Raw genomic sequence first — 22,784 nt, 5'->3', positions numbered from 1 at the left:
GCGCGTATGCCGTGGCGGCCGGGAGGTTGTCCCGGAGCCCCGGCGCGGTCCCCCACTATGCCGGTGCCGCTGTGGACGGTGTGCGGCAGGGCCATGGTTCCGTTCCGCGAGGATCTTCGGATTTACCCGTGATCCTCGGCGCCCGGCGTCGTTGGTACGTACGGGGGACACGGAGACAGCGTTCACCCCCGCAGTCCGTCCTTGCGGAATCGTGCTGACGTGCAACGCAACTGTTACAGCGGGAGGATCAACAGCCGTGGCCGTGACCGAACCAGCTCCGGCACCACCCCTGGCGGCACACGAAGGCATCCTGCGCCGCCAGTCACTGCGTGAGTCGGCGGCCCGTACCTACGCGCGCTCGCTGCCGATCGTGCCGGTACGGGCGCGCGGGCTGACCATCGAGGGAGCCGACGGGCGGCGCTATCTCGACTGTCTGTCCGGAGCCGGGACGCTGGCCCTCGGGCACAACCACCCGGTGGTCCTGGAGGCGATCAAGAAGGTCATCGACTCGGGTGCGCCCCTGCACGTGCTCGATCTGGCCACACCGGTCAAGGACGCCTTCACCACGGAGCTGTTCGCCACGCTGCCGCGGGAGTTCGCCGACGACGCCCGGATCCAGTTCTGCGGTCCGGCGGGCACCGACGCGGTCGAGGCGGCGTTCACCCTGGTGCGCGCCGCGACCGGCCGCAGCGGTCTGCTCGCCTTCACCGGCGCCTACCACGGCATGACGGCGGGCGCCCTCGCCGCGTCCGGCGGCGCCGAGGACGTACGGGTGACCCGGCTCCCCTTCCCGCAGGACTACCGCTGCCCGTTCGGGACGGGCGGCGAGCGCGGCGCGGAACTCGCCGCGCGCTGGACCGAGAGCGTGCTGGACGACCCGAAGAGCGGCACCCCCGCTCCCGCCGGAATGATCCTCGAACCGGTGCAGGGCGAAGGCGGCGTCAACCCCGCGCCCGACGGCTGGATGCGCCGGATGCGGGAGATCACGGCGGCCCGGTCCATCCCCCTGATCGCCGACGAGGTCCAGACCGGCGTCGGCCGCACCGGCGCCTTCTGGGCCGTCGAGCACAGCGGCGTCGTGCCCGACGTGATGGTGCTGTCCAAGGCCATCGGCGGATCCCTGCCGCTCGCCGTCATCGTCTACCGCTCCGGGCTCGACACCTGGCAGCCGGGAGCCCACGCCGGCACCTTCCGCGGCAACCAGCTCGCGATGGCGGCCGGCACGGCCACCCTCGCGTACGTACGGGAGAACCGCCTCGCCGAGCGCGCCGGCGTACTCGGCGCCCGGATGCTCGCGCGGCTGCGGAGCCTGGCGGCAAGCCACCCGAGCATCGGTGACGTCCGTGGCCGGGGCCTGATGATCGGCGTGGAACTCGTCGACCCGGAAGCCGCCCCGGTGGGCGTGGGCGGCGAGGCGCCGCCCGACCCGGTCCTCGCCACCGCCGTCCAGCAGGAGTGCCTGCGCCGCGGCCTCATCGTCGAACTCGGCGGCCGCCACTCCACGGTCGTCCGCCTGCTCCCACCCCTCACGCTCACCGACGAACAGGCGACAGCGGTCGTCGACCGCCTCGCCGACGCCCTGGCAGCCGCTGAGCGCTCCCCGCACCGACGGACCGCGACCGGGTCGATCCGCTGACCCCGGAAACCATCACAGGAAAGACCGCCGTGAACCCCACCCCCGCGCCCGAGGCCGACGGCCCTCCCTCCAGCCACCACGGGGGAGAGGCCGCAACACTCGGCCACCTCGCCGTCGAACCGTCGACCGTGCCGCGCCAGAAAGAGGTGCCGCACGGTCAGTGGCCCGCCCCCAGGCCCACGGCCGCCGGTCCGGCACCGGCCGCCGATCCGCCGGACGGTCCGGACCCGCTGGACCACCCGGACCCGCTGTGCGCCGCCGACACGGCGGGCGTCGAGAACCTGCTGCGCTGCTGGGTCCGCGAGGGCGACCTGTCCCGCCCGGAGGGGGAGACCCTCCGCATCCCGCTCCCCGCGAGCGGCACCGCCCTCCTCGTCCCCGTCCGCCACTGGTCCGCCACGGGCTGGCACCGCTTCGGCCCGCCGCTCCTGGAAACGGCCCCCGACAACGCCCCCGCCGTCGACGCCGTCACCGTCGCCGCCCTCCTCGGCCGGGAGGCCGGCCACCACGAGAGCGCCGACATGGTGGGCCGGGTGGCCGACTCGGTGCGGCGGACCGCCGGATTCATCGAAGGACAACGGCACCGGCCCACCGCACCCGCCGGGGCGGACCTCTTCCTCACCGCGGAACAGTCGCTCCTCCTCGGTCATCCGCTGCACCCCTCGCCCAAGAGCAGGGAAGGCCTCTCCGACTCCGAGACCCGCCTCTACTCACCCGAGGCGCACGGCTCCTTCCCGCTGCACTGGATGGCCGCCCACCGGTCCGTCCTCGCCACCGACTCCGCGTGGACCGAACAGGGCCGCCCGGTCGGTGCCGCCGAACTCGTCGCCCGCCACGCCGAGGGCCTGCGGATCCCCGGGCACACCGTGGCGATTCCGCTGCACCCCTGGCAGGCCCGCGACCTGGCCAACCGGCCCGAGGTCGCGGCCCTGTTCGACTCCGGACTCCTGCACGACCTCGGACCGTACGGCGAGCGCTGGCACCCCACCTCCTCGGTGCGCACCGTCCAGCAGCCCGGCGCCGACCTCATGCTGAAGCTCTCCCTCGGCGTACGCATCACCAACTCCCGCCGGGAGAACCTCCGCAAGGAACTCCACCGCGGCGTGGAGGTCCACCGGCTGCTGCGCACCGGACTCGCCCGGCAGTGGCACTCCGCCCACCCCGGCTTCGACATCGTCCGGGACCCCGCGTGGCTGGCGGTCGACACCCCCGGGGGCGAACCCGTCCCCGGACTCGACGTCATGCTGCGCCACAACCCGTTCGGCCGGCACGACGACGCCGTCTGCATCGCCGGGCTCACCGCCCCGCGCCCCTGGCCGGACCGGCCGGAGATGCGCTCCCGCCTCGCCGACATCGTCCGCCGCCTCGCCGCCGCCACCGGGCGGACCACGACCGCCGTCGCCACCGAGTGGTTCCTGCGCTACCTGGACCGCGTGGTGCGGCCGGTGCTCTGGCTCGACGCCCACGCCGGAGTCGCCCTCGAAGCCCACCAGCAGAACACCCTGGTCCTGCTCGACGCCGAGGGCTGGCCGTCCGGCGGCCGCTACCGGGACAATCAGGGCTACTACTTCCGCGAGTCCCACCGCGCCGCCCTCGACCGCAGGCTCCCCGGCATCGGATCCGTCAGCGACACCTTCGTCTCCGACGCCGTCACCGACGAACGCTTCGCGTACTACCTCGGCATCAACAACGTGTTCGGACTGATCGGGGCGTTCGGCGCCCAGCGGCTCGCCGACGAGGACGTGCTCCTCGCCGCCTTCCGGCGGTTCCTGGGATCGGTCACCGCACTGGGCTCACCGCTCCCCGCCCACCTGCTGGAAACACCCCGGCTGCGCTGCAAGGCCAACATGCTGACGCGTCTGCACGGCCTCGACGAACTCGTCGGACCCGTGGACACCCAGTCCGTCTACGTCACCATCGCCAACCCCCTCCACGGCTGAAGGAACTCCGCCGAGCCGGGATCCGTCCGAACCGCTCAGAAGAGGAGAGCGTCACCGTGCCTCCCGCCGATGCGCACACCGTCCCCGGAACCGGCGCCGACGACACGCTGGACCTTCGGCTCACCGCCGAACTCCTGGCGCTGCTGGGGGAGGAGACCCCCGCACCGCGCCCGCGGCACGAGGACCCGGGGCTGCTCGACCGGCCGGCGGAGTGGAAGCCGGTCACGACCCCGGCCGGCGTGTTCCAGCTCGTCCCCGTGCGGCTGGAGCGCGATCTCGCGCTGATCAGCCGCTGGATGAACGACCCCGCCGTCGCGGCCTTCTGGGAGCTCGCCGGAGCCGAGACCGTCACCGCCGGGCACCTGATGCCCCAGCTCGACGGCGACGGACGCAGCGTGCCCTGCCTGGGCGTGCTCTCGGGCGTCCCGATGAGCTACTGGGAGATCTACCGGGCCGACCTCGACCCGCTCGCCCGGCACTGCCCGGTCCGCCCGCACGACACCGGGATCCACCTCCTCATCGGGGACGTGGACCACCGCGGCCGCGGGACCGGCACCACCCTGCTCCGGGCGGTCTCCGACCTCGTCCTCGACAACCGGCCCCGGTGCACCCGGGTCGTCGCCGAGCCCGATGTCCGCAACACCCCGTCCGTCTCCGCGTTCCTGAGCGCCGGATTCCGCTACTCCGCGGAGGTCGAACTCCCGGACAAGCGGGCCGCGCTGATGATCCGCGACCGAGCCCACCGTGCCCGGCTGTGAACGATCCGCTGCCCCCTCCCCACCGCTCGAACCCCGTCGGTTCCCTCCCGAGGAGTCTCCGTGCCGAAATATCCCGCGAGCCGTGATGCAGCCCCGTCGCCCGCGCTGCTCAGCACCCCGGAACTGAACCGGGCGGTCTGGGACCGAGCCGCCGCCCGGCTGCTCGCCAAGATGCTCGGCGAATTCGCCTACGAGGAAGTCATCCAGCCCGTTCCGCGCGCCGCCGGGGGCACCGCGTACACCCTGCTCCTCGACGACGGCGGAAGCCTGAGCTTCACCGCCCGGCGCGGGGTGTACGGCAGCTGGCGGGTCGCCCCCGACTCGATCCGGGCGGCGAGCAGCGCGGCGACGGAGGCCGACGCGGCCACCGGGGCACCGGCCGGGGACCAGGTCGCCGGCAGCGTCCCCTTCCGCGACCCGCTGCTCTTCCTCGCCCGGGCCCGCCGCCTCCTCGAACTGGACGGTGCCACGCTCGGCCATCTCGTCCGCGAGCTCACCACCACCCTCACCGCCGACGCCCGCCTCGACCACGGCGCGCTCACCGCCGCCGAACTCGCCGAACTCGACTACGCCGAACTCGAGGGCCACCAGACGGGCCACCCCTGGATCGTCGCCAACAAGGGACGGCTCGGCTTCTCCGCCACCGACGCGGCCCGCTTCACCCCCGAGGCCCGCACCCCGGTCACACTGCCCTGGATCGCCGTCTCCTCCCGGCTCGCCGCCTACCGGGGCGTGAACGCGCTCGCCCGCCCCGGCCGGCTCTACGACCAGGAGCTCGACCCCGAGGTCCGCGCGTCCTTCGCCGCCGCCCTGCACAGCAACGCCCTCGACCCGGAGGACTACCTCTTCCTGCCCGTCCACCCCTGGCAGTGGGACGAGTGGATCGTGCCGCTGTTCGCCCCGGCCATCGCCGCCGGCGACATCGTGCCCCTGCACGCCGATCCGGACCTGCGGCTCCCGCAGCAGTCCATCCGCACCTTCGCCAACCTGGACCGGCCCGACCGGCACACGGTCAAGCTCCCGCTGTCCATCCTCAACACGCTGGTCTGGCGCGGCCTGCCGACCGAACGCACCCTCGCCGCGCCCGCCGTCACCGGCTGGGTGCAGGGGCTGCGCGACAACGATCCGTTCCTGCGCGACACCTGCGGTGTCATCCTCCTCGGCGAGGTCGCCTCGGTCACGGTCGAGCACCCGCTCTACGACCACCTCCCCGAGACGCCGTACCAGTTCAAGGAGATCCTCGGCGCGATCTGGCGCGAACCCCTCCTCCCGCGCCTCGCACCCGGTGAGCGGGCCCGCACCCTCGCCTCCCTACTGCACACCGACCCGCAGGGCCGCGCCTTCACCGCCGAGCTGGTCGAGCGCTCCGGCCTGGCGCCCTCGGTCTGGCTGACCCGGCTCTTCGCCGCCCTGCTCCCGCCGCTGCTGCACTTCCTCTACCGCTACGGCACGGTCTTCTCCCCGCACGGCGAGAACGCCATCGTCGTCTTCGACGAGCGGGACGTCCCCGTGCGGCTGGCGATCAAGGACTTCGTCGACGACGTGAACGTCAGCGCCCGGCCGCTGCCCGAGCACGACACGATGCCGGCGGACGTGCGCCGCATCCTGCTCACCGAGGAACCGGCCTTCCTCACCCAGTTCATCCACTCCGGCCTCTTCACCGGAGTCTTCCGATTCCTGTCCCCGCTCTGCGAGGAACAGCTGGGCGTCCCGGAGAGCGAATTCTGGTCACTCGTCCGGGCGGAGATCCTGCGCCACCACGCCCGCTTCCCCGAGCTGAAGGACAGGTTCGAGATGTTCGACATGCTGACGCCCCGCATCGAGCGCCTCTGTCTGAACCGCAACCGCCTGCATCTGGACGGCTACCGCGACCGGCCCGAGCGACCGCACGCGGCGGTCCACGGCACGGTACCCAACCCGCTCCACCCCTCCGTGTGAGTCCGGGAGTGACCGCCGTTGTCAGTGGCGCCCCGTAGGCTGGTCCGGCTATGACGAAGCCATCCCTCCCCGAGCTCCTGCAGGCCGCCGTGACCGCCGTCGGCGGTACGGAGCGGCCCGGCCAGGCCGCCATGGCCGGTGCGGTCGCCGAGGCCGTAGACGACCACTCCCATCTGCTCGTGCAGGCGGGCACCGGTACGGGCAAATCGCTCGGCTACCTGGTGCCCGCCCTGGCACACGGCGAGCGCGTCGTGGTGGCCACGGCCACCCTGGCCCTGCAGCGGCAGCTCGTGGAGCGCGACCTTCCGCGTACGGTCGACGCCCTGCACCCGTTGCTGCGCCGCCGCCCGCAGTTCGCCATGCTGAAGGGCCGGTCGAACTACCTCTGCCTGCACCGCCTGCACGAGGGCGTGCCGCAGGAGGAGGAAGAGGGGCTCTTCGACCAGTTCGAGGCGGCGGCCCCGTCGAGCAAGCTCGGCCAGGACCTGCTGCGCATGCGGGACTGGGCCGACGAGACCGAGACGGGCGACCGGGACAACCTCACCCCCGGCGTCTCGGACCGGGCCTGGGCGCAGATCTCCGTCTCCTCCCGGGAGTGTCTGGGCGCCACCAAGTGCGCGTACGGCGCCGAGTGCTTCGCCGAGCAGGCCAGGGAGCGCGCCAAGCTCGCCGACGTGGTGGTGACGAACCACGCGCTGCTCGCCATCGACGCCATCGAGGGCGCCCCGGTGCTCCCGAGCCACGAGGTGCTGATCGTCGACGAGGCCCATGAGCTGGTCTCCCGGGTCACCGGGGTCGCCACGGGCGAGCTCACCCCCGGCCAGGTCAACCGCGCGGTCCGCCGCGCCGCGAAGCTGGTCAACGAGAAGGCCGCCGACGCCCTGCAGACCGCGTCGGAGGGGTTCGAGCGGGTGATGGAGCTGGCGCTGCCCGGCCGCCTGGAGGAGGTCCCGGAGGACCTCGGCTACGCGCTGATGGCGCTGCGCGACGCCGCGCGCACGGTGATCACCGCACTGGGCTCCACCCGCGACAAGTCCGTCCAGGACGAGGACGCGGTCCGCAAGCAGGCACTGGCCTCGGTCGAGACGATCCACGGCGTGGCCGAGCGCATCACCCAGGGCTCCGAGTACGACGTGGTCTGGTTCGAACGCCACGACCGGTTCGGCGCCTCGGTGCGGGTCGCACCCCTCTCCGTCTCCGGGCTGCTGCGCGAGAAGCTGTTCGCCGACCGCTCCGTCGTCCTCACCTCGGCCACGCTCAAGCTGGGCGGGGACTTCAACGGGGTGGGGGCCTCGCTCGGCCTCTCCCCGGAAGGCACCGCGGGCGATGACGTGCCGCAGTGGAAGGGGCTCGACGTCGGCTCGCCCTTCGACTATCCGAAGCAGGGAATCCTGTACGTCGCGCGGCATCTGGCCACCCCCGGCCGGGACAGCGCCCGCACCGACATGCTGGAGGAGCTCGCCGAGCTGGTGGAGGCGGCAGGCGGCCGCACGCTCGGACTGTTCTCCTCGATGCGGGCGGCCCAGGCCGCCGCCGAGGAGCTCCGGGGCCGGCTGGAGAAGCCGATCCTGCTCCAGGGCGAGGAGACCCTGGGCGAGCTGATCAAGAACTTCGCGGCCGATCCGGAGACCTGTCTCTTCGGCACGCTCTCGCTCTGGCAGGGCGTCGACGTGCCCGGTGCGAGCTGCCAGTTGGTGATCATGGACCGGATCCCGTTCCCGCGTCCCGACGATCCGCTGATGAGCGCGCGGCAGAAGGCGGTCGAGGACGCGGGGGGCAACGGCTTCATGGCCGTGGCCGCCACGCATGCCGCGCTGCTGATGGCTCAGGGCGCCGGCCGTCTCGTCCGCGCCACGGGGGACAAGGGTGTCGTCGCGGTGCTCGACCCGCGTCTGGCCAACGCCCGGTACGGCAGCTATCTGCGCGCCTCGCTCCCCGACTTCTGGTACACGACCGACCCCAACCAGGCACGCCGCTCGCTCGCCGCGATCGACGCCGCCGCCAAGGCCGACGACAAGTAGACGGGCGCCACGGGCGGCCCGTGGACACCGACGGCCCGCAGACAGCGGCAGGGCCCCGGAACCGCCGTGGCGGTTCCGGGGCCCTGTCGGGATGACGCGGGGCTTCACACCCGACGCAGCACCGCCACGACCTTGCCGAGGATCGTCGCCTCGTCGCCGGGAATCGGCTGGTACGCGGAGTTGTGGGGGAGCAGCCACACATGGCCGTCCTCCCGCTTGAAGCGCTTGACCGTGGCCTCGCCGTCCAGCATCGCGGCCACGATGTCGCCGTTCTCCGCCACGGGCTGGCGGCGCACGGTGACCCAGTCCCCGTCACAGATCGCCGCTTCGATCATCGAGTCGCCGACGACCTTCAGCACGAAGAGCTCGCCGTCCCCGACCAGCTGGCGGGGGAGCGGGAAGACGTCCTCGACGGACTCCTCGGCGAGGATCGGACCACCGGCCGCGATCCGGCCGACCAGCGGCACGTACGACGCCGCGGGCTTGCCGGTCGTGTCCGTGGGCTGCGTGCTGGGCTGGTCCGAACCGCGCACCTCGTACGCCCGGGGGCGATGGGGGTCGCGGCGCAGGAAGCCCTTGCGCTCCAGGGCCATCAGCTGATGTGCGACGGAGGACGTGCTGGAAAGGCCCACCGCCTGACCGATCTCCCGCATCGACGGGGGGTATCCCCGGCGTTGTACGGAGTCCCGGATGACCTCGATCACTCGCCGCTGCCGGTCCGTGAGCCCCGAGCTGTCCGCCCGGATTCCAGGAGGTCGTCCGGGCAGCGAGCGCGCTGGGCGCGCGGGCTCCGGCCCCTCCGTGTTCGTGACTGAGTCATTCATGGCATGCACCGGCTCGAGTCGGCTCTGGGAGCGGTCCTGGGCAGTGATGATGGCACTGTCTGCGGTGGTGGTCACGTCGGCCCCTCTCGAATGGTCTCCCTAGCTGGACAACGGTAGTAGCTTTCGAAAGGTTGCGCCAAACACACGTTCGAGTGAAAAACGAATAAAAGGCTGTCGGCTGTTCAATGGCAGGTGTATGAGCGAAGCCGGGAGGGCTGTTTCGCCACCGGCCCGGACCCCGCGCCTCGCGCGCGGGTCCACCGGCAATTCGGACTATTACGGTAGCGGCCGCGCCCGCGGCGCCGGCGCGCGGGGTGGTCCCGGGTGCGCGTGTCCGCCCGTTCGGGCGGTCCGCCGACGGCCGCCCCGCAATCGGCGGCGCCGCTCGCTTCCCGTACCCTCGTGGTCGGCCGTACGCTGCCTTCCGGCCGCCCGGAACGCGCGACACGCGCTAGGGCCGAATGCGCGGCCAAACCCAAGATCTAGTGGTTGGATTGTCACGACCGCCCAGAAGTTGTGGTCCCCGTCCATCGGGGGTGTGGTCATCGCCTATGCTTGAGACTGCTTCGAGGGCCCGTAACCGGGCCTGAAGAGGCTATTCAGTCGTGCTGTGAAGGAGGGTTGGGAGCCATGCACTGCCCCTTCTGCAGGCACCCCGACAGCCGGGTCGTCGACAGTCGCACCACCGACGACGGGACCTCGATCCGCCGCCGTCGCCAGTGCCCCGACTGCTCCCGCCGTTTCACGACGGTGGAGACCTGCTCGCTCATGGTGGTCAAGCGCAGCGGCGTCACCGAGCCCTTCAGCCGCACCAAGGTCATCTCAGGCGTGCGCAAGGCGTGCCAGGGGCGGCCGGTCACCGAGGACGCCCTCGCCAAGCTCGGCCAGCGGGTCGAGGAGGCGGTGCGCGCCACCGGCAGCGCCGAGCTGACCACTCACGACGTGGGTCTGGCCATCCTCGGCCCCCTGCAGGAACTCGACCTCGTCGCGTACCTGCGGTTCGCGTCCGTCTACCGGGCCTTCAACAGCCTCGAGGACTTCGAGGCCGCCATCGTGGAACTCCGCGAGCGACGGCCTCCCGTACAAGGATGCGGGACCGGCGAGACCCCCGAGGTCCCCGTTCCCGCCGTCGCCGCCGACTAGCGGCACCCGCCGGCCGGCACCGATCCGAGGATCGGCACCGGCGCGGCACGCAGACCTGCTCCGGACGCCGTGCGCGGCGCCCGAGGCATCAGACACAGACTGTGCCCGGGGAAGTTCTCGGCACTTCAGGGCGTTTTTGCCCACATATGGGAGGCGGCATGACAGAGACGGCGAGCGGCCCGGCACGAGGTTCCCGCAACAAGGGAGCCAAGTCGACTGCGACCAAGCAGGGCCTGCGTATCGAGCGCATCCACACCACCCCCGGCGTGCATCCGTACGACGAGGTGGCGTGGGAGCGCCGTGACGTCGTCATGACCAACTGGCGCGACGGCTCGATCAACTTCGAGCAGCGTGGCGTCGAGTTCCCCGGCTTCTGGTCGGTGAACGCGGTCAACATCGTCACCAGCAAGTACTTCCGCGGGGCTGTCGGCACCCCCCAGCGCGAGACCGGTCTGCGACAGCTGATCGACCGGATCGTGAAGACGTACCGGAAGGCCGGCGAGGACTACAACTACTTCGCCTCTCCCGCGGATGCCGAGATCTTCGAGCACGAGCTGGCGTACGCCCTCCTGCACCAGATCTTCAGCTTCAACTCCCCGGTCTGGTTCAACGTCGGCACGCCCCAGCCGCAGCAGGTCTCGGCCTGCTTCATCCTGGCCGTCGACGACTCCATGGAGTCGATCCTCGACTGGTACAAGGAAGAGGGGATGATCTTCAAGGGCGGCTCCGGTGCCGGCCTGAACCTCTCCCGTATCCGCTCCTCCAAGGAGCTCCTCTCCTCCGGCGGCAACGCCTCCGGTCCGGTCTCCTTCATGCGCGGCGCCGACGCGTCCGCCGGAACGATCAAGTCCGGTGGCGCCACCCGCCGTGCGGCCAAGATGGTCATCCTCGACGTCGACCACCCCGACATCGAGAACTTCATCGAGACCAAGGTGAAGGAGGAGGAGAAGATCCGCGCCCTGCGCGACGCGGGCTTCGACATGGATCTGGGCGGCGACGACATCACGTCGGTCCAGTACCAGAACGCCAACAACTCGGTCCGCGTGAACGACGAGTTCATGAAGGCCGTCGAGTCCGGCGGGAAGTTCGGGCTGCGCGCCCGCATGACCGGCGACGTCATCGAAGAGGTCGAGGCCAAGTCCCTCTTCCGCAAGATGGCCGAGGCGGCCTGGGCCTGCGCCGACCCGGGCATCCAGTACGACGACACCATCAACGCCTGGCACACCTGCCCGGAGTCCGGCCGGATCAACGGCTCGAACCCGTGCAGCGAGTACATGCACCTGGACAACACCTCGTGCAACCTCGCCTCGCTGAACCTGATGAAGTTCCTCAAGGACGACGGCCTGGGCAACCAGTCCTTCGAGTCCGAGCGCTTCGCCAAGGTCGTCGAGCTGGTCATCACCGCTATGGACATCTCGATCTGCTTCGCGGACTTCCCCACCGAGAAGATCGGTGAGAACACCCGCGCCTTCCGCCAGCTGGGCATCGGCTACGCCAACCTCGGCGCCCTGCTGATGGCGACCGGCCACGCGTACGACAGCGACGGCGGCCGCGCGCTCGCCGGCGCCATCACCTCGCTGATGACCGGCACCTCGTACAAGCGTTCCGCCGAGCTGGCCGCGGTCGTCGGCCCGTACGACGGCTACGCCCGCAACGCCGAGCCGCACCAGCGCGTCATGAAGCAGCACGCCGACGCCAACGCGGTGGCCGTGCACGCCGACGACCTGGACAACCCGGTCTGGGCCGCCGCGACGGAGGCCTGGCAGGACGTGATCCGCCTCGGCGCGAAGAACGGTTTCCGTAACGCGCAGGCCTCGGTCATCGCGCCCACCGGAACCATCGGTCTCGCGATGTCCTGCGACACCACCGGCCTCGAGCCCGACCTCGCCCTGGTCAAGTTCAAGAAGCTGGTCGGCGGCGGCTCGATGCAGATCGTCAACGGCACCGTCCCGCAGGCCCTGCGCCGCCTGGGCTACCAGGAGGAGCAGATCGAGGCGATCGTCGACCACATCGCCGAGAACGGCAACGTGATCGACGCTCCCGGTCTGAAGACCGAGCACTACGAGGTCTTCGACTGCGCGATGGGCGAGCGTTCCATCTCCGCGATGGGCCACGTGCGCATGATGGCGGCCATCCAGCCGTGGATCTCCGGCGCGCTCTCCAAGACGGTGAACCTGCCGGAGACGGCCACCGTCGAGGACGTCGAGGAGGTCTACTTCGAGGCGTGGAAGATGGGCGTCAAGGCGCTCGCGATCTACCGCGACAACTGCAAGGTCGGCCAGCCCCTCTCCGCGAAGACCAAGGAGAAGGAGAAGGAGGCCGTCACGGCCAAGGCCGAGGACACGATCCGTACCGCGGTCGAGAAGGTCATCGAGTACCGCCCGGTCCGCAAGCGTCTGCCCAAGGGCCGTCCCGGCATCACCACCTCCTTCACGGTGGGCGGCGCCGAGGGCTACATGACCGCCAACTCCTACCCGGACGACGGTCTCGGTGAGGTCTTCCTGAAGATGTCCAAGCAGGGCTCGACCCTCGCGGGCATGATGGACGCCTTCTCCATCGCCGTCTCGGTGGGTCTGCAGTACGGCGTCCCGCTGGAGACGTACGTCTCGAAGTTCACCAACATGCGCTTCGAGCCGGCCGGCATGACGGACGACCCGGACGTGCGGATGGCGCAGTCGATCGTCGACTACATCTTCCGCCGCCTGGCGCTGGACTTCCTGCCCTTCGAGACCCGCTCGGCCCTCGGCATCCACTCCGCCGAGGAGCGTCAGCGCCACCTCGACACCGGCTCCTACGAGCCGACGTTCGAGGAGGAGCAGCTGGAGGCCGAGAACCTGGCCCAGTCCGCCCCCGTGCGGCAGCCGGAGCCGCTGAAGGCCGTGGCGCCGGTGCAGGAGGCCGGTACGCCGGCCCCGAAGACGGCGCACACCTCGGCCGAACTGGTCGAGATGCAGCTCGGCATCAGCGCGGACGCCCCGCTCTGCTTCTCCTGCGGTACGAAGATGCAGCGCGCCGGCTCCTGCTACATCTGCGAGGGCTGCGGCTCGACCAGCGGCTGCAGCTGATCCGCTGGGCCGGGCCGCACCCGATGCGGCGACCGGCCTGATCGGCGAGACGCCGTAGTGCCTGGTGAGGAGGGGGTTCCGGAACTTTCCGGAACCCCCTCCTCGGCTCTCCGGCCACCATTGCTCTCCGTCGCGGGTCCCGGGTCCGGCGGTCATATGGGCTCAGCCGTGGTGACCGGCACCCGCACCGGGAACGTCAGCCGCGCTGGATACCGGTCGTGTCCTGCAGCACGCCGCGCCGTCCGTCCTCGGTCTGGGCGACGAGGCCCCGTTCGTGGTGTTCGAGCGCGAGGTACCAGACACCCGTCGCCAGTTCGGCGATCTGCCTCTGCGAACCGTCGACTCCGTACAGCGGCCGGGGCACCGGCACCGCGAACCAGAACGGCGTGAAGTCCTCAGCCGGCCCGGCACCACCCCTTGCGCTCCGCCAGCCGCCGGATGATTCTTCGCCCGCTTGCCGCTTCGCTCGGCTGCCTGCCCGCGCGAGGATGGCATCAGCCTCCCGGCGCGCGTCCTCGACTGTGCGCCGGGCACGGCGCTCCGCATCCGCACGCAAGCTCTCGGCTTCCGCACGCAGCTGCTCGGCCCTCTTCTCTATTTCGTCGAGGCGCGTCAGCGCCATCTGCTGACGAGCGGCCAGGTCCCGTTCGGACTGTTCACGCCGCTTGGCGAGGTTCGTCTCGAAGGCGGCAGCGGCCTGGGCAGCCTTCGCCCGGGTCTCCTCGAAGAGCGCGTCCGCTTCTTCGCGCTTCGCGTGAGCGTGCCGTCGCGCCTGCTCCAGGAGGTCCGCCGCTTCGGCCCCGGCCTCTTCTCCGGCGCGAGGGCGCACTGCTTCGGTGCTCACGTCGCGAGGGACCCTGTCACGCAGAGCGTCCAGTTCGGCGAGGACTTCCCGTGCCGAACCCGGCCGGTCGTCCGGCCGATGTGCGAGCAGACGCATCACGAGTCCGCTGACCTCGGCCGGTATCCCGTCGACCAGGGTGTGCGGCGGCGCCGGCTGCTCGTGGGTCTGGAGATGGATCAACGCCAGGACGTTGTCCGCGACGATCGGCGGACGGCCGGTGAGCATGAAGTACAGCAGACAGCCGAGCGAGTAGATGTCCGTCCGGTGGTCGATGCCGGCCTCGCCCCGTGACTGCTCGGGCGACATGTAGAGAAGGCTCCCCAACGCCACACCGGTGCCGGTCAGGTCGTTGACCCGTACGGTGTCCCCGAGGAACTTCGCGATTCCGAAGTCAAGAACCTTCAGGTCGCCGTCCGCGGCGAACATGACGTTCTCCGGTTTGATGTCCCGGTGCACGATCCGCTGCCTGTGCGCGGCAGCGAGCGCCACTGCCACCTGCCGCCCCCACCGGGTGGCGACCGTCCAGTGGGGGCGTTCGTCCGCGACGGTCTGCCGCAGCGTGCGGCCCGACAGCCGTTCCATCACCAGGTAGAGCACGCGCTCACCGTCGATCAGCGCCTCACCGCAGTCGTAGGCGGACACCGTGTGCCGCCCCGGCAGACCGGCGGCCGACCGTATCTCCCTGCGGAACCGGAGGAACGTCTCCTGCTCACCCACCTGCGGGATCGATGTGACCAGCTTGACCGCGACATCGCGGTCCATCCGGGAGTCCCGCGCGCTCCAGACCTGCCCCATGCCGCCTCGGCCCAGTCGTTCTCCGAGCTCGTAGCGTCCGTCCAGCACACTGCCCCGCAACATCTTCCCCCTGGTCCCGCGGCCGGACACCCGGCAAGCTGGCCGCCCCTTCAGCCGTCCGCCCGCACCGTCACGCTCCCGGCGGACGGTTTCCCATCGCCGTGGCGAACGAGTCGGCGTCCCCGTCGAACCCCCGCACCGTGCCGTGGAACTGCCAGACACCCGAGGAGTCCCGCACGAATTCGGCGACCACGGCCGCCGTCGCCGCGCCGACCGACGAGAAGTCGTCCTCGGCCATGGTGGTGTACCCCTCGCGGATCTGGACTCCGGTGTTCTCTATCGAGGCGAACGTCTTGTGGCCGTCGCGCTGCTGGATCGCGACGCCGACGACCACCCGGGAGTACGTCTCCGAGAGCCGGTCCAGCTCCAGCGTCATGACCTCGTCGTATCCCAGGCCCTGACCGGTCCTGCTGTCGCGGTTGAGCGTGATCGTGCCGTCGGGCGCGCGGCTGTCGAAGTGCACGAGATAGCCGGGGCTGCCGTACGGATCGTCGGCCGGATAGGTCGCCGCGATGATGTCGAGGTCGTGGCCGGGCTCGCCCTGGGGACTGGGGTCCCACTTGAGCCTGACCTCCACCTTCTCGATGTCCTTGTTGGGAGTGCTCATCGGAGTTCGCTCCTTCGCGCGGGGCCGTCGCACCGGTTCTATCACCGGATGATGTCCGTAACTGTCCGTGGAACCAACCGCCTTGGGACGAGGGGCGTAATCGAGCCACCACGGATCCCGGTGCCGTCAGTGCGGTATCCGGCGCGGCGGACGCTGCCGGACCCCGTCCCGGAACGCCTCGATCGCGCTGCTGACCTGACGCAGGAGGTGGGTGTCCTCGATGCGGTCGAGGTAGAGGCAGTTGCGGGCGATCCCCTCCAGCTCGAAGGCGAAGTACAGCGACATCAGCGGGTTGATGAAGAGCTCACTGCCGCTGGTGCGCGAGGTGAACCGTACGTCGCCGAACTCTCCGCGCACCGCCGCGGCGATCGATCCGTTGACGATGCTCGGATGATCGGGCGTGTGTTCCTGGGCATGGGCCACCGCGTCGAGGAACAGCGCGCCCTCGCGCGTCGTACGGGGTACGGAGAACGCCCCCAGGTACGCGCCGTCGCGTTCGAGCGCGGCGATGTTCTCCAGGACGAGGCCGTGGCTCACCCCGTGGTAGGCGTCGACGCCGAAGCCGATGGAGACGACGAAGCACTCCGGGCCGTCGATCCCGGCGAGCGCCGCGACGCTCGTCATGTCCTCCTCCGGGGTGCCCAGACCGGATTCGTCGCCCCGCATCAGGATGTCCGTACCGCCGTCGACCAGGACGACCGCGTCGATGTCGTACCGCTCGATCAACGCGCGGTAGGCGTCGCGCAGCGGCTGGACACCCGTGCGGGACAGGGCGTGGACGGTGTCCGGGTAGCCGTGCAGGGCGAGCCACTGAGCGAGGGTCCGCTCCGGGAAGTACACCTGGTGGAGGGAGGTTTCGGGGGTGATGACCGCGAGGTCGGGGGCGAGCCAGGAGTCCAGGGGGAGCCCTTCGAGCGCGCTGAAGGACAGATTGGCGAGCCGCACCTGCTTGTTCCGGTGGATCAGGGAGAGCGCGAGGGGGAGCCCGGCGTAGATGTCGAAGCCTCCGCCGGCACCGGCGACGAGGATCCTCTCCGCCGAATCGAGACGGTCGAACAGCTGGTTGGTGTGCAGCGAGGTCATGGCGATCATTGTGTGATCACCCGTGACCGGTTCTGACGCACTCCGACGGAGCGTGACCCACGCCACGTCCGTCACCCGTACGATGGCGCAGTGCTGGTCAAGTGGATTCGCTGCAGTGTGGTGGACCGTCGGGGATTCGAGCGGGGGCAGCGGAAGTGGGCGGGGCTGCTGGGTGAGCCGGGATTCAGGGGGCAGGGCGGCGGCTGGAGCCGTGGCCGGCCGGAGGTGGCCCATGTCTTCGCGTTCTGGGAGAACCGGGTCTTCTACGACTCGTTCATGGCGCGTGGACACGACGCCCTCGCCGCCGCGCAGACCGGCACGTGCAACGACATCCAGGTCAAGCTGTTCGAGTACCGCTTCGACGTGAAGACCGGCTTCGAGCCCCGCTTCACCGACGCGGACGTGGTCAGGGTGGCGCACAGCAGGGTGCACGAGGACCGCGTCGAGCACTTCGCGCTGATGCAGCAGCGGGTGTGGAACCCGGCGATGGCCGGATCGCCCGGCATGCTGCGCGGTGTCTTCGGAGAGGCCCCCGGGCACGAGTTCCTGGTCCTGTCGATGTGGCAGTCGAGCGCCGAACGCGGCAAGTACCGGCCGGGGAGCGTGGAACGGCTCTCGCAGCGGGCGCAGACCGAGGAGGACGTGGCCTCGCTCACCGGCGACGTCGTCCAGCTCGAACCCTCGTGGACCGTGTGACCCGCCGGGGATTCACCGCCGACATGGAGCGTCGGGTTCCGGACAACTGCTCGAACGGCGGCGACTCGATCTAGGGTCGGTACATGGCAAGACCGCAACGCATCGTCCTCATCAGGCACGGCGAGTCCGAGGGCAACGCCGACGACACGGTGTACGAGCGCGAGCCCGACCACGCGCTGAGGCTCACCCCGGCCGGACTGCGGCAGGCCCGCGAGGCCGGGGTGCGGCTGCGCGAGCTCTTCGACGGGGAGCGGGTCAGTGTGTACGTCTCGCCCTACCGCCGTACGCACCAGACGTTCACCTCCCTCGGGCTGGACCTCGGGCGGGTCCGGGTGCGCGAGGAGCCCCGGCTGCGCGAGCAGGACTGGGGGAACTGGCAGGACCGGGACGACGTACGCCTCCAGAAGGCGTACCGGGACGCGTACGGGCACTTCTTCTACCGCTTCGCGCAGGGTGAGTCGGGCGCGGACGTGTACGACCGGGTGGGCGCGTTCCTGGAGAGCCTGTACCGGAGCTTCGAGGACCCCGACCACCCGCAGAACGTCCTGCTGGTCACGCACGGGCTGACCATGCGGCTCTTCTGCATGCGCTGGTTCCACTGGTCCGTGGCCGAATTCGAGTCGCTCTCCAACCCCGGCAACGGGGAGTCCCGGACGCTGGTGCTCGGGAAGGACGGGCGCTACACGCTGGACAGGCCGTTCGAGCGCTGGCGGACCCCTGAGCCGTACGGCATCACCGGATAGAGTGGAAGCGATGACCGAATCCGCTTCCGACCAGCGCTTCGACCGCGCCCTTGGCAGCCTGCGCGGCCTCTCCGTGGGAGACGCCCTGGGCTCCCAGTTCTTCGTGCCCGCGAACTATCCGCTGCTGAAGGACCGCGCCCTGCCGCCCGGCCCCTGGCAGTGGACCGACGACACCGAGATGGCCGCCTCGGTGCTGGCCGTGCTCCGGCAGCACGGCCGGATCGACCAGGACGCCCTCGCCCGCTCCTTCGCGGTGCACCACGACTTCGACCGGGGATACGGCCCCGCCGTGAACCGCCTGCTGAGGCTGGTCCGGGAGGGCGGGGACTGGCGGGAGCTGGCCTCCGCGCTGTTCAAGGGCCAGGGCTCGTGGGGCAACGGCTCCTCGATGCGCATCGCACCGCTCGGCGCCTGGTACGCGGACGACCCCGAGCAGGCCACGCACCAGGCCGAGATCTCCTCGTACACCACGCATCAGCACCGGGAGGCCGTCGTCGGCGCGATGGCCGTCGCCGCGGCCGCCTCGCTCGCCGCCGCGCCCGGCGGGCCGCCGAAGCCGGCCGAACTCCTGGACGGCGTGATCGCGCTCGTACCCCGCAGCGCGGTCGGAGCCGGGCTGCGCCGGGCCCGCGACATGCTGGACTACGAGGACGCGGGCACGGTCGCCGCGGTCCTCGGCAACGGGCGCCGCACGAGCGCGCACGACACCGTGCCCTTCGCGCTCTGGTCGGCGGCCCGCAGCCTCGGTGACTTCGAGACCGCCTTCTGGGTGACCGCGCAGGCGGGCGGCGACGTCGACACGACCTGCGCGATCGTCGGCGGAGTCGTCGCCGCGGGCACCGCGGGCGCGCCGCCGGCCGACTGGACGCAGCGGACCGAAGCGCTGCCCGACTGGACGGCCGGGTAGCGACCCCCGGGCCGTCGGGCACCCGACTGTCACGGTACTGCCACAGCGCCGCCCAGTACGGCTCACGACCGTCACCCGGGGTTACTCTTTCGGCCACGCCGCCCCCGGTGATCATCCCTCGGTGATCATCACGACGGGTGTGCACCGAATGAGACGCCGGGGGGCCGCGCTGCCCAGGGCTCGCGTGAGCGGACCCCGGTGGGGAGGGGTCCCGTGTCAGATCACACAGCAGAACCGTCCCGGCCGGAGAACGGCTCGGATCCGGCCACGGCGGAGCCTGCGGCGGCCGAGGTCCCGCCGCCCCGCGACACCGCACAGCAGACGATGCCGGCCGGGGTGCCGGAGCCCCCGAAGGTGCCCTCGTACGCGCAGCAGGCGCGTCCGACACGGGCCGATCCGTGGGGGCAGGGCCGGACGGCCCCCAAAGAGCTCTCGCTGCTGCGCCCGGCCAGGCCGGGAGACATACCCGTGGCCACCCTCTGGTCCGTCCTCGCGACCGGCCTGCTCAGCGCGCTGCTGCTCGGTGACGGCATCGGCCTGAACCTGCTTCTCGTGGCGCTCCCGGCGGCGCTCGCCGCGTACTTCGCCGCCCGCTCGGCCGCTCGCCGGCTGCGCCCGTGGACGGCGGTCTGGGCGGTCGGCGGACTGGCCCTGCTCGTCGTCCCCGCACTCCGGGACGCCGGCTGGCCGAGCTTCCTGGCCATCGTGTCCGCCTTCGCGCTCGGCTCGCTCGCGCTGCACGGCAGCCGCAGCTGGCTCGGGGTCTTCCTCGGTTCGCTGGGACTGCTCACGTCCGTCGCCGAGTCGCTCGGCTGGGCGGTGCGGGGGCTGCGCGACCGGATGGCGGGCTCCCGCGGCCGCTGGGGTGTCGTCGTGCGCTCCGGCGCCGTGGCGATCGTCCTGCTCATCGTGTTCGGGGCGCTCTTCGCGAGTGCCGACGCCGCGTTCGCCGACGTGCTCGGCGACCTGATCCCCGATGTGTCGATCGGCGACGGCCCGTGGCGGCTCTTCCTCGCCGTGCTCGGACTCGTCGGCGCGCTCGCCGCCGCGTACACCGCCGCCGCTCCGGTGCGCTGGGACCAGCTGCCGGTACGCCCGGGCAAGGCGCGCGGACGGCTGGAATGGGCGCTGCCGCTGATCGTCCTGAACCTGCTCTTCGCCGGCTTCCTCGCCATTCAGCTCACGGTGCTGCTCGGCGGGTACGACAAGGTGATGGCCGAGACCGACCTCAGCTACTCCCAGTACGCCCGGGAGGGATTCTGGCAGCTGCTGTGGGCCACCCTGCTCACCCTGCTGGTGATCGCGCTCGCCCTGCGCTGGGCCCCGCGCGGCGGAGCCCGCGACCGTACGCTCGTGCACGGCGTCCTCGGCACGCTCTGCCTGCTGACGCTCGTCGTCGTCGCCTCCGCGCTGCGGCGCATGGACCTCTACGTCGACGCCTACGGCCTGACCAGGCTGCGCATCTCGGTGGCGGCGGTCGAACTGTGGCTGGGTGCCGTCCTCGTGCTGATCATGGCGGCCGGTGTCTTCGGCGCGCGGCTGCTGCCGCGCGCCGTCGCGGCGAGCGCGGCGGCCGGCGTCCTGGCGTTCGGACTGCTGTCGCCCGACGGCCTGATCGCGGAGCAGAACGTGCAGCGCTACCGCAGCGACCACTCCATCGACATCGAGTACCTCCAGGGCCTCTCGGCCGACGCCGTACCGGCCCTGGACACCCTGCCGGAGCCGTTGCGCTCCTGCGCGCTGGAGGAGATCCAGCGGACCCTGCGGAGTTCGGACGAGCCGTGGTACGCCACGAGCTGGGGCGAGTCGAGGGCCCGGGACATTCTCGGGGACTGGGATCCCGGCGCCCGTACCCGTGACTGCCGGGGCCTGGGGTCCGGGGACAACGGGAGCGAGCGCGGCGGCTCGGACGACCAGTACGACCCCTACGACCCGTACTGATCCCCGTACGCACTGGACCGGTTGCGGGCCGCCCCACTCGGGGCGGCCCGCAACCGTGCCTTCCGGCTCCGTGCGCGCGGCCGCTAGGCGACCGGCCCCCCGGCCGACGCCTTTCCGCTCAGCGCCTCCAGATCGCTCTTGCGCACCCGGATCACCAGCAGCGCGGTCAGCAGGGCGAGGCCCGCCATGGCCACCGCCGCGAGGAACGCGGTGGAGATGCCCTGCGCGAGCACCGCGTGGCCCCAGCTTCCCGGCAGCTCCCGGGTCTTGGCGAACTCCGCCTTCTGCTCGGGCGACGCCTGGGCGAGGAACCGTGGGACCTGCTTCTCCGCCTCGTTGCGGCTCGCCGTGCCGAAGACCGTGACCAGGATGGAGAGTCCCAGCGAACCGCCCACCTGCTGGCTGGCGTTGAGCAGGCTGGAGGCCGCTCCGGCCTCGTGCTGGGCGACTCCGGAGACGGCCGTCAGCGTGAGCGTGACGAAGTTCAGCCCCATGCCGAAGCCGAAGACGAGCATCGGGCCCAGGACTCCGGACAGGTAGGAGCTGTCCGGCGAGATGAACGTGAGCCAGATCAGACCCACGCCGCTGAACGCCGAACCCGTGACCATGAACGGCTTGGGTCCGAGCACCGGCAGGAACCGCTGCGAGAGCCCCGCTCCCACGATGATCGCGACGGTCACCGGCAGGAACGCCAGGCCCGACTCGATGGGGCTGTAGGCCAGTACGTTCTGCACGAACAGCACGATGAAGAAGAACATGCCGAACATGGCAGCGGCCAGGCTGAGCATGATCACGTACGTACCCGAACGGTTGCGGTCGGCGAACATCCGCAGCGGAGTGATCGGTTCCCTGGCCCGCATCTCGATGAGGACGAACGAGGCGAGCAGGATCACCGCGGCACCGAACGAACCCAGGGTGAGCGAGTCCCGCCAGCCCTCCTCGGAGGCCCGGATGAACCCGTACACGAGCGAGGCCATGCCGAGCGTCGAGGTCAGCGCGCCCGAGATGTCGAAGCGGCCGGGATGCTTCTCGGACTCGTTGATGTACAGCGGCGCCAGGACGGCGATCAGCACGCCGATCGGCACGTTGACGAAGAACACCCAGCGCCAGTCGAGCCATTCGGTGAGCAGTCCGCCCGCCAGCAGACCGATCGCGCCGCCGCCCGCCGAGACCGCGGCGAAGACACCGAAGGCGCGGTTGCGCTCGGGGCCCTCCGGGAACGTGGTGGTGATCAGGGCCAGCGAGGTCGGTGAGGCGATGGCGCCACCGATGCCCTGGAGAGCGCGCGCCGCCAGCAACTGCCAGGGCTCCTGGGCGAATCCGCCGAGCAGCGAGGCCAGGGTGAAGACCAGGATGCCCGTCATGAAGACCCGCCGGCGGCCCAGGATGTCCCCGGCCCTGCCGCCGAGCAGCAGGAGGCCGCCGAAGGTGAGCGTGTAGGCGCTGAGGACCCAGGAGAGATCGGTGGTCGAGAAGCTGAGCGCGTCCTGGATGTGCGGGAGGGCGATGTTGACGATCGTGGAGTCGAGCACAACCATCAACTGACAGGCGGCGATGACGGCCAGGGCGATCCCCGGGCGCCCCTGCCGTCGTGCCGCGCCCGGTGCGCTTCGTTCGTTTAACTGAGAGGTTGTCACCATGGGTCCCCCACAAGTGAATTAGTGAACGGAACCGTTCACTGCGTCGTCAACGTTAGTGAGTCCCCTTCAGTGAACGCAAGCGTTCACTGAATCGCCGTTGTCGCGCCGCGTCCGGATCCGCCGTCCCGGCCGGGACCTGCTCA

General features: G+C 71.0%; 16 protein-coding genes. 11 read left to right on the top strand and 5 right to left on the bottom strand.

Annotated features, from left to right (window positions below; translation table 11 throughout):
* The first annotated feature begins 256 nt into the window (after window positions 1-256).
* The 5 genes from OG521_10140 to OG521_10120 are packed head-to-tail and all read left to right on the top strand — an operon-like array spanning window position 257 to window position 8,293.
* Window positions 257-1,636 carry a diaminobutyrate--2-oxoglutarate transaminase family protein gene (locus OG521_10140; protein ID WUW21130.1) on the top strand — a complete coding sequence of 460 codons (1,380 nt, stop codon included), beginning with the start codon at window positions 257-259 and terminating at the stop codon, window positions 1,634-1,636.
* A gap of 29 nt (window positions 1,637-1,665) precedes the next feature.
* A complete protein-coding gene (locus tag OG521_10135) occupies window positions 1,666-3,576 on the top strand; it encodes an iron transporter (protein WUW21129.1) in 1,911 nt (636 codons plus the stop codon).
* Window positions 3,577-3,632: 56 nt separating this feature from the next.
* The gene (locus OG521_10130; protein ID WUW21128.1) at window positions 3,633-4,334 is read left to right on the top strand and encodes an acetyltransferase; all 702 of its coding nucleotides are present in this window, start codon (window positions 3,633-3,635) and stop codon (window positions 4,332-4,334) included.
* A 60-nt stretch (window positions 4,335-4,394) separates the two neighbouring features.
* Complete coding sequence (locus OG521_10125; GenBank protein ID WUW21127.1) at window positions 4,395-6,272, top strand: IucA/IucC family siderophore biosynthesis protein; 1,878 nt, start codon at window positions 4,395-4,397, stop codon at window positions 6,270-6,272.
* Window positions 6,273-6,322: 50 nt separating this feature from the next.
* Window positions 6,323-8,293 carry an ATP-dependent DNA helicase gene (locus tag OG521_10120; GenBank protein ID WUW21126.1) on the top strand — a complete coding sequence of 657 codons (1,971 nt, stop codon included), beginning with the start codon at window positions 6,323-6,325 and terminating at the stop codon, window positions 8,291-8,293.
* Between the two features lie 104 nt (window positions 8,294-8,397).
* On the opposite strand, the gene lexA is transcribed toward OG521_10120, so the two are convergent.
* Complete coding sequence (lexA, locus tag OG521_10115; protein ID WUW21125.1) at window positions 8,398-9,192, bottom strand: transcriptional repressor LexA; 795 nt, start codon at window positions 9,190-9,192, stop codon at window positions 8,398-8,400.
* Between the two features lie 555 nt (window positions 9,193-9,747).
* Between lexA and nrdR the strand changes: the two genes are divergently transcribed.
* Window positions 9,748-10,260, top strand: coding sequence for a transcriptional regulator NrdR (gene nrdR / locus OG521_10110; GenBank protein WUW21124.1), 513 nt, complete (start codon window positions 9,748-9,750; stop codon window positions 10,258-10,260).
* Between the two features lie 158 nt (window positions 10,261-10,418).
* Window positions 10,419-13,325, top strand: coding sequence for a vitamin B12-dependent ribonucleotide reductase (locus tag OG521_10105; GenBank protein WUW21123.1), 2,907 nt, complete (start codon window positions 10,419-10,421; stop codon window positions 13,323-13,325).
* Between the two features lie 196 nt (window positions 13,326-13,521).
* Here OG521_10105 and OG521_10100 read toward each other — a convergent pair whose 3' ends face one another.
* The 3 genes from OG521_10100 to OG521_10090 all read right to left on the bottom strand — a co-directional run bounded on the left by OG521_10100 (window position 13,522) and on the right by OG521_10090 (window position 16,714).
* Window positions 13,522-15,027, bottom strand: coding sequence for a serine/threonine protein kinase (locus tag OG521_10100; GenBank protein WUW21122.1), 1,506 nt, complete (start codon window positions 15,025-15,027; stop codon window positions 13,522-13,524).
* 67 nt (window positions 15,028-15,094) lie between these two features.
* On the bottom strand, window positions 15,095-15,631 hold the full coding sequence (locus OG521_10095; GenBank protein WUW21121.1) for a TerD family protein: 537 nt from the start codon (window positions 15,629-15,631) through the stop codon (window positions 15,095-15,097).
* A gap of 126 nt (window positions 15,632-15,757) precedes the next feature.
* Window positions 15,758-16,714, bottom strand: coding sequence for a DUF1152 domain-containing protein (locus OG521_10090; GenBank protein WUW21120.1), 957 nt, complete (start codon window positions 16,712-16,714; stop codon window positions 15,758-15,760).
* A 90-nt stretch (window positions 16,715-16,804) separates the two neighbouring features.
* Here OG521_10090 and OG521_10085 point away from each other — a divergent pair, with 90 nt between their 5' ends.
* The 4 genes from OG521_10085 (at window position 16,805) to OG521_10070 (ending at window position 21,001) form a co-directional block, all read left to right on the top strand.
* Complete coding sequence (locus OG521_10085; protein ID WUW21119.1) at window positions 16,805-17,410, top strand: YdbC family protein; 606 nt, start codon at window positions 16,805-16,807, stop codon at window positions 17,408-17,410.
* Window positions 17,411-17,493: 83 nt separating this feature from the next.
* Window positions 17,494-18,153, top strand: coding sequence for a histidine phosphatase family protein (locus OG521_10080; protein ID WUW21118.1), 660 nt, complete (start codon window positions 17,494-17,496; stop codon window positions 18,151-18,153).
* Between the two features lie 10 nt (window positions 18,154-18,163).
* Window positions 18,164-19,060 (top strand): ADP-ribosylglycohydrolase family protein, encoded by an 897-nt coding sequence (locus OG521_10075; protein ID WUW21117.1) that lies wholly within the window; start codon window positions 18,164-18,166, stop codon window positions 19,058-19,060.
* A gap of 213 nt (window positions 19,061-19,273) precedes the next feature.
* Window positions 19,274-21,001 carry a DUF4173 domain-containing protein gene (locus tag OG521_10070; protein ID WUW21116.1) on the top strand — a complete coding sequence of 576 codons (1,728 nt, stop codon included), beginning with the start codon at window positions 19,274-19,276 and terminating at the stop codon, window positions 20,999-21,001.
* Window positions 21,002-21,084: 83 nt separating this feature from the next.
* Here the strand turns inward: OG521_10070 and OG521_10065 are convergent, their stop codons facing one another.
* On the bottom strand, window positions 21,085-22,638 hold the full coding sequence (locus OG521_10065; protein ID WUW26632.1) for an MFS transporter: 1,554 nt from the start codon (window positions 22,636-22,638) through the stop codon (window positions 21,085-21,087).
* Window positions 22,639-22,784: the final 146 nt, after the last annotated feature.

Origin of the sequence: Streptomyces sp. NBC_01463 (genome assembly GCA_036227345.1) — a bacterium.
Taxonomy (GTDB): domain Bacteria; phylum Actinomycetota; class Actinomycetes; order Streptomycetales; family Streptomycetaceae; genus Streptomyces.
Note: the sequence above shows the minus strand (reverse complement) of the source record. Positions and strands in the feature narration are given on the sequence as shown.

Coding starts and splice junctions, on each gene's coding strand:
- OG521_10120 (WUW21126.1), top strand. CDS start 6,323: ATGACGAAGCCATCCCTCCCCGAGCTCCTGCAGGCCGCCGTGACCGCC.
- nrdR (WUW21124.1), top strand. CDS start 9,748: ATGCACTGCCCCTTCTGCAGGCACCCCGACAGCCGGGTCGTCGACAGT.
- OG521_10105 (WUW21123.1), top strand. CDS start 10,419: ATGACAGAGACGGCGAGCGGCCCGGCACGAGGTTCCCGCAACAAGGGA.
- OG521_10100 (WUW21122.1), bottom strand. CDS start 15,027: ATGTTGCGGGGCAGTGTGCTGGACGGACGCTACGAGCTCGGAGAACGA.
- OG521_10095 (WUW21121.1), bottom strand. CDS start 15,631: ATGAGCACTCCCAACAAGGACATCGAGAAGGTGGAGGTCAGGCTCAAG.
- OG521_10090 (WUW21120.1), bottom strand. CDS start 16,714: ATGACCTCGCTGCACACCAACCAGCTGTTCGACCGTCTCGATTCGGCG.
- OG521_10080 (WUW21118.1), top strand. CDS start 17,494: ATGGCAAGACCGCAACGCATCGTCCTCATCAGGCACGGCGAGTCCGAG.
- OG521_10075 (WUW21117.1), top strand. CDS start 18,164: ATGACCGAATCCGCTTCCGACCAGCGCTTCGACCGCGCCCTTGGCAGC.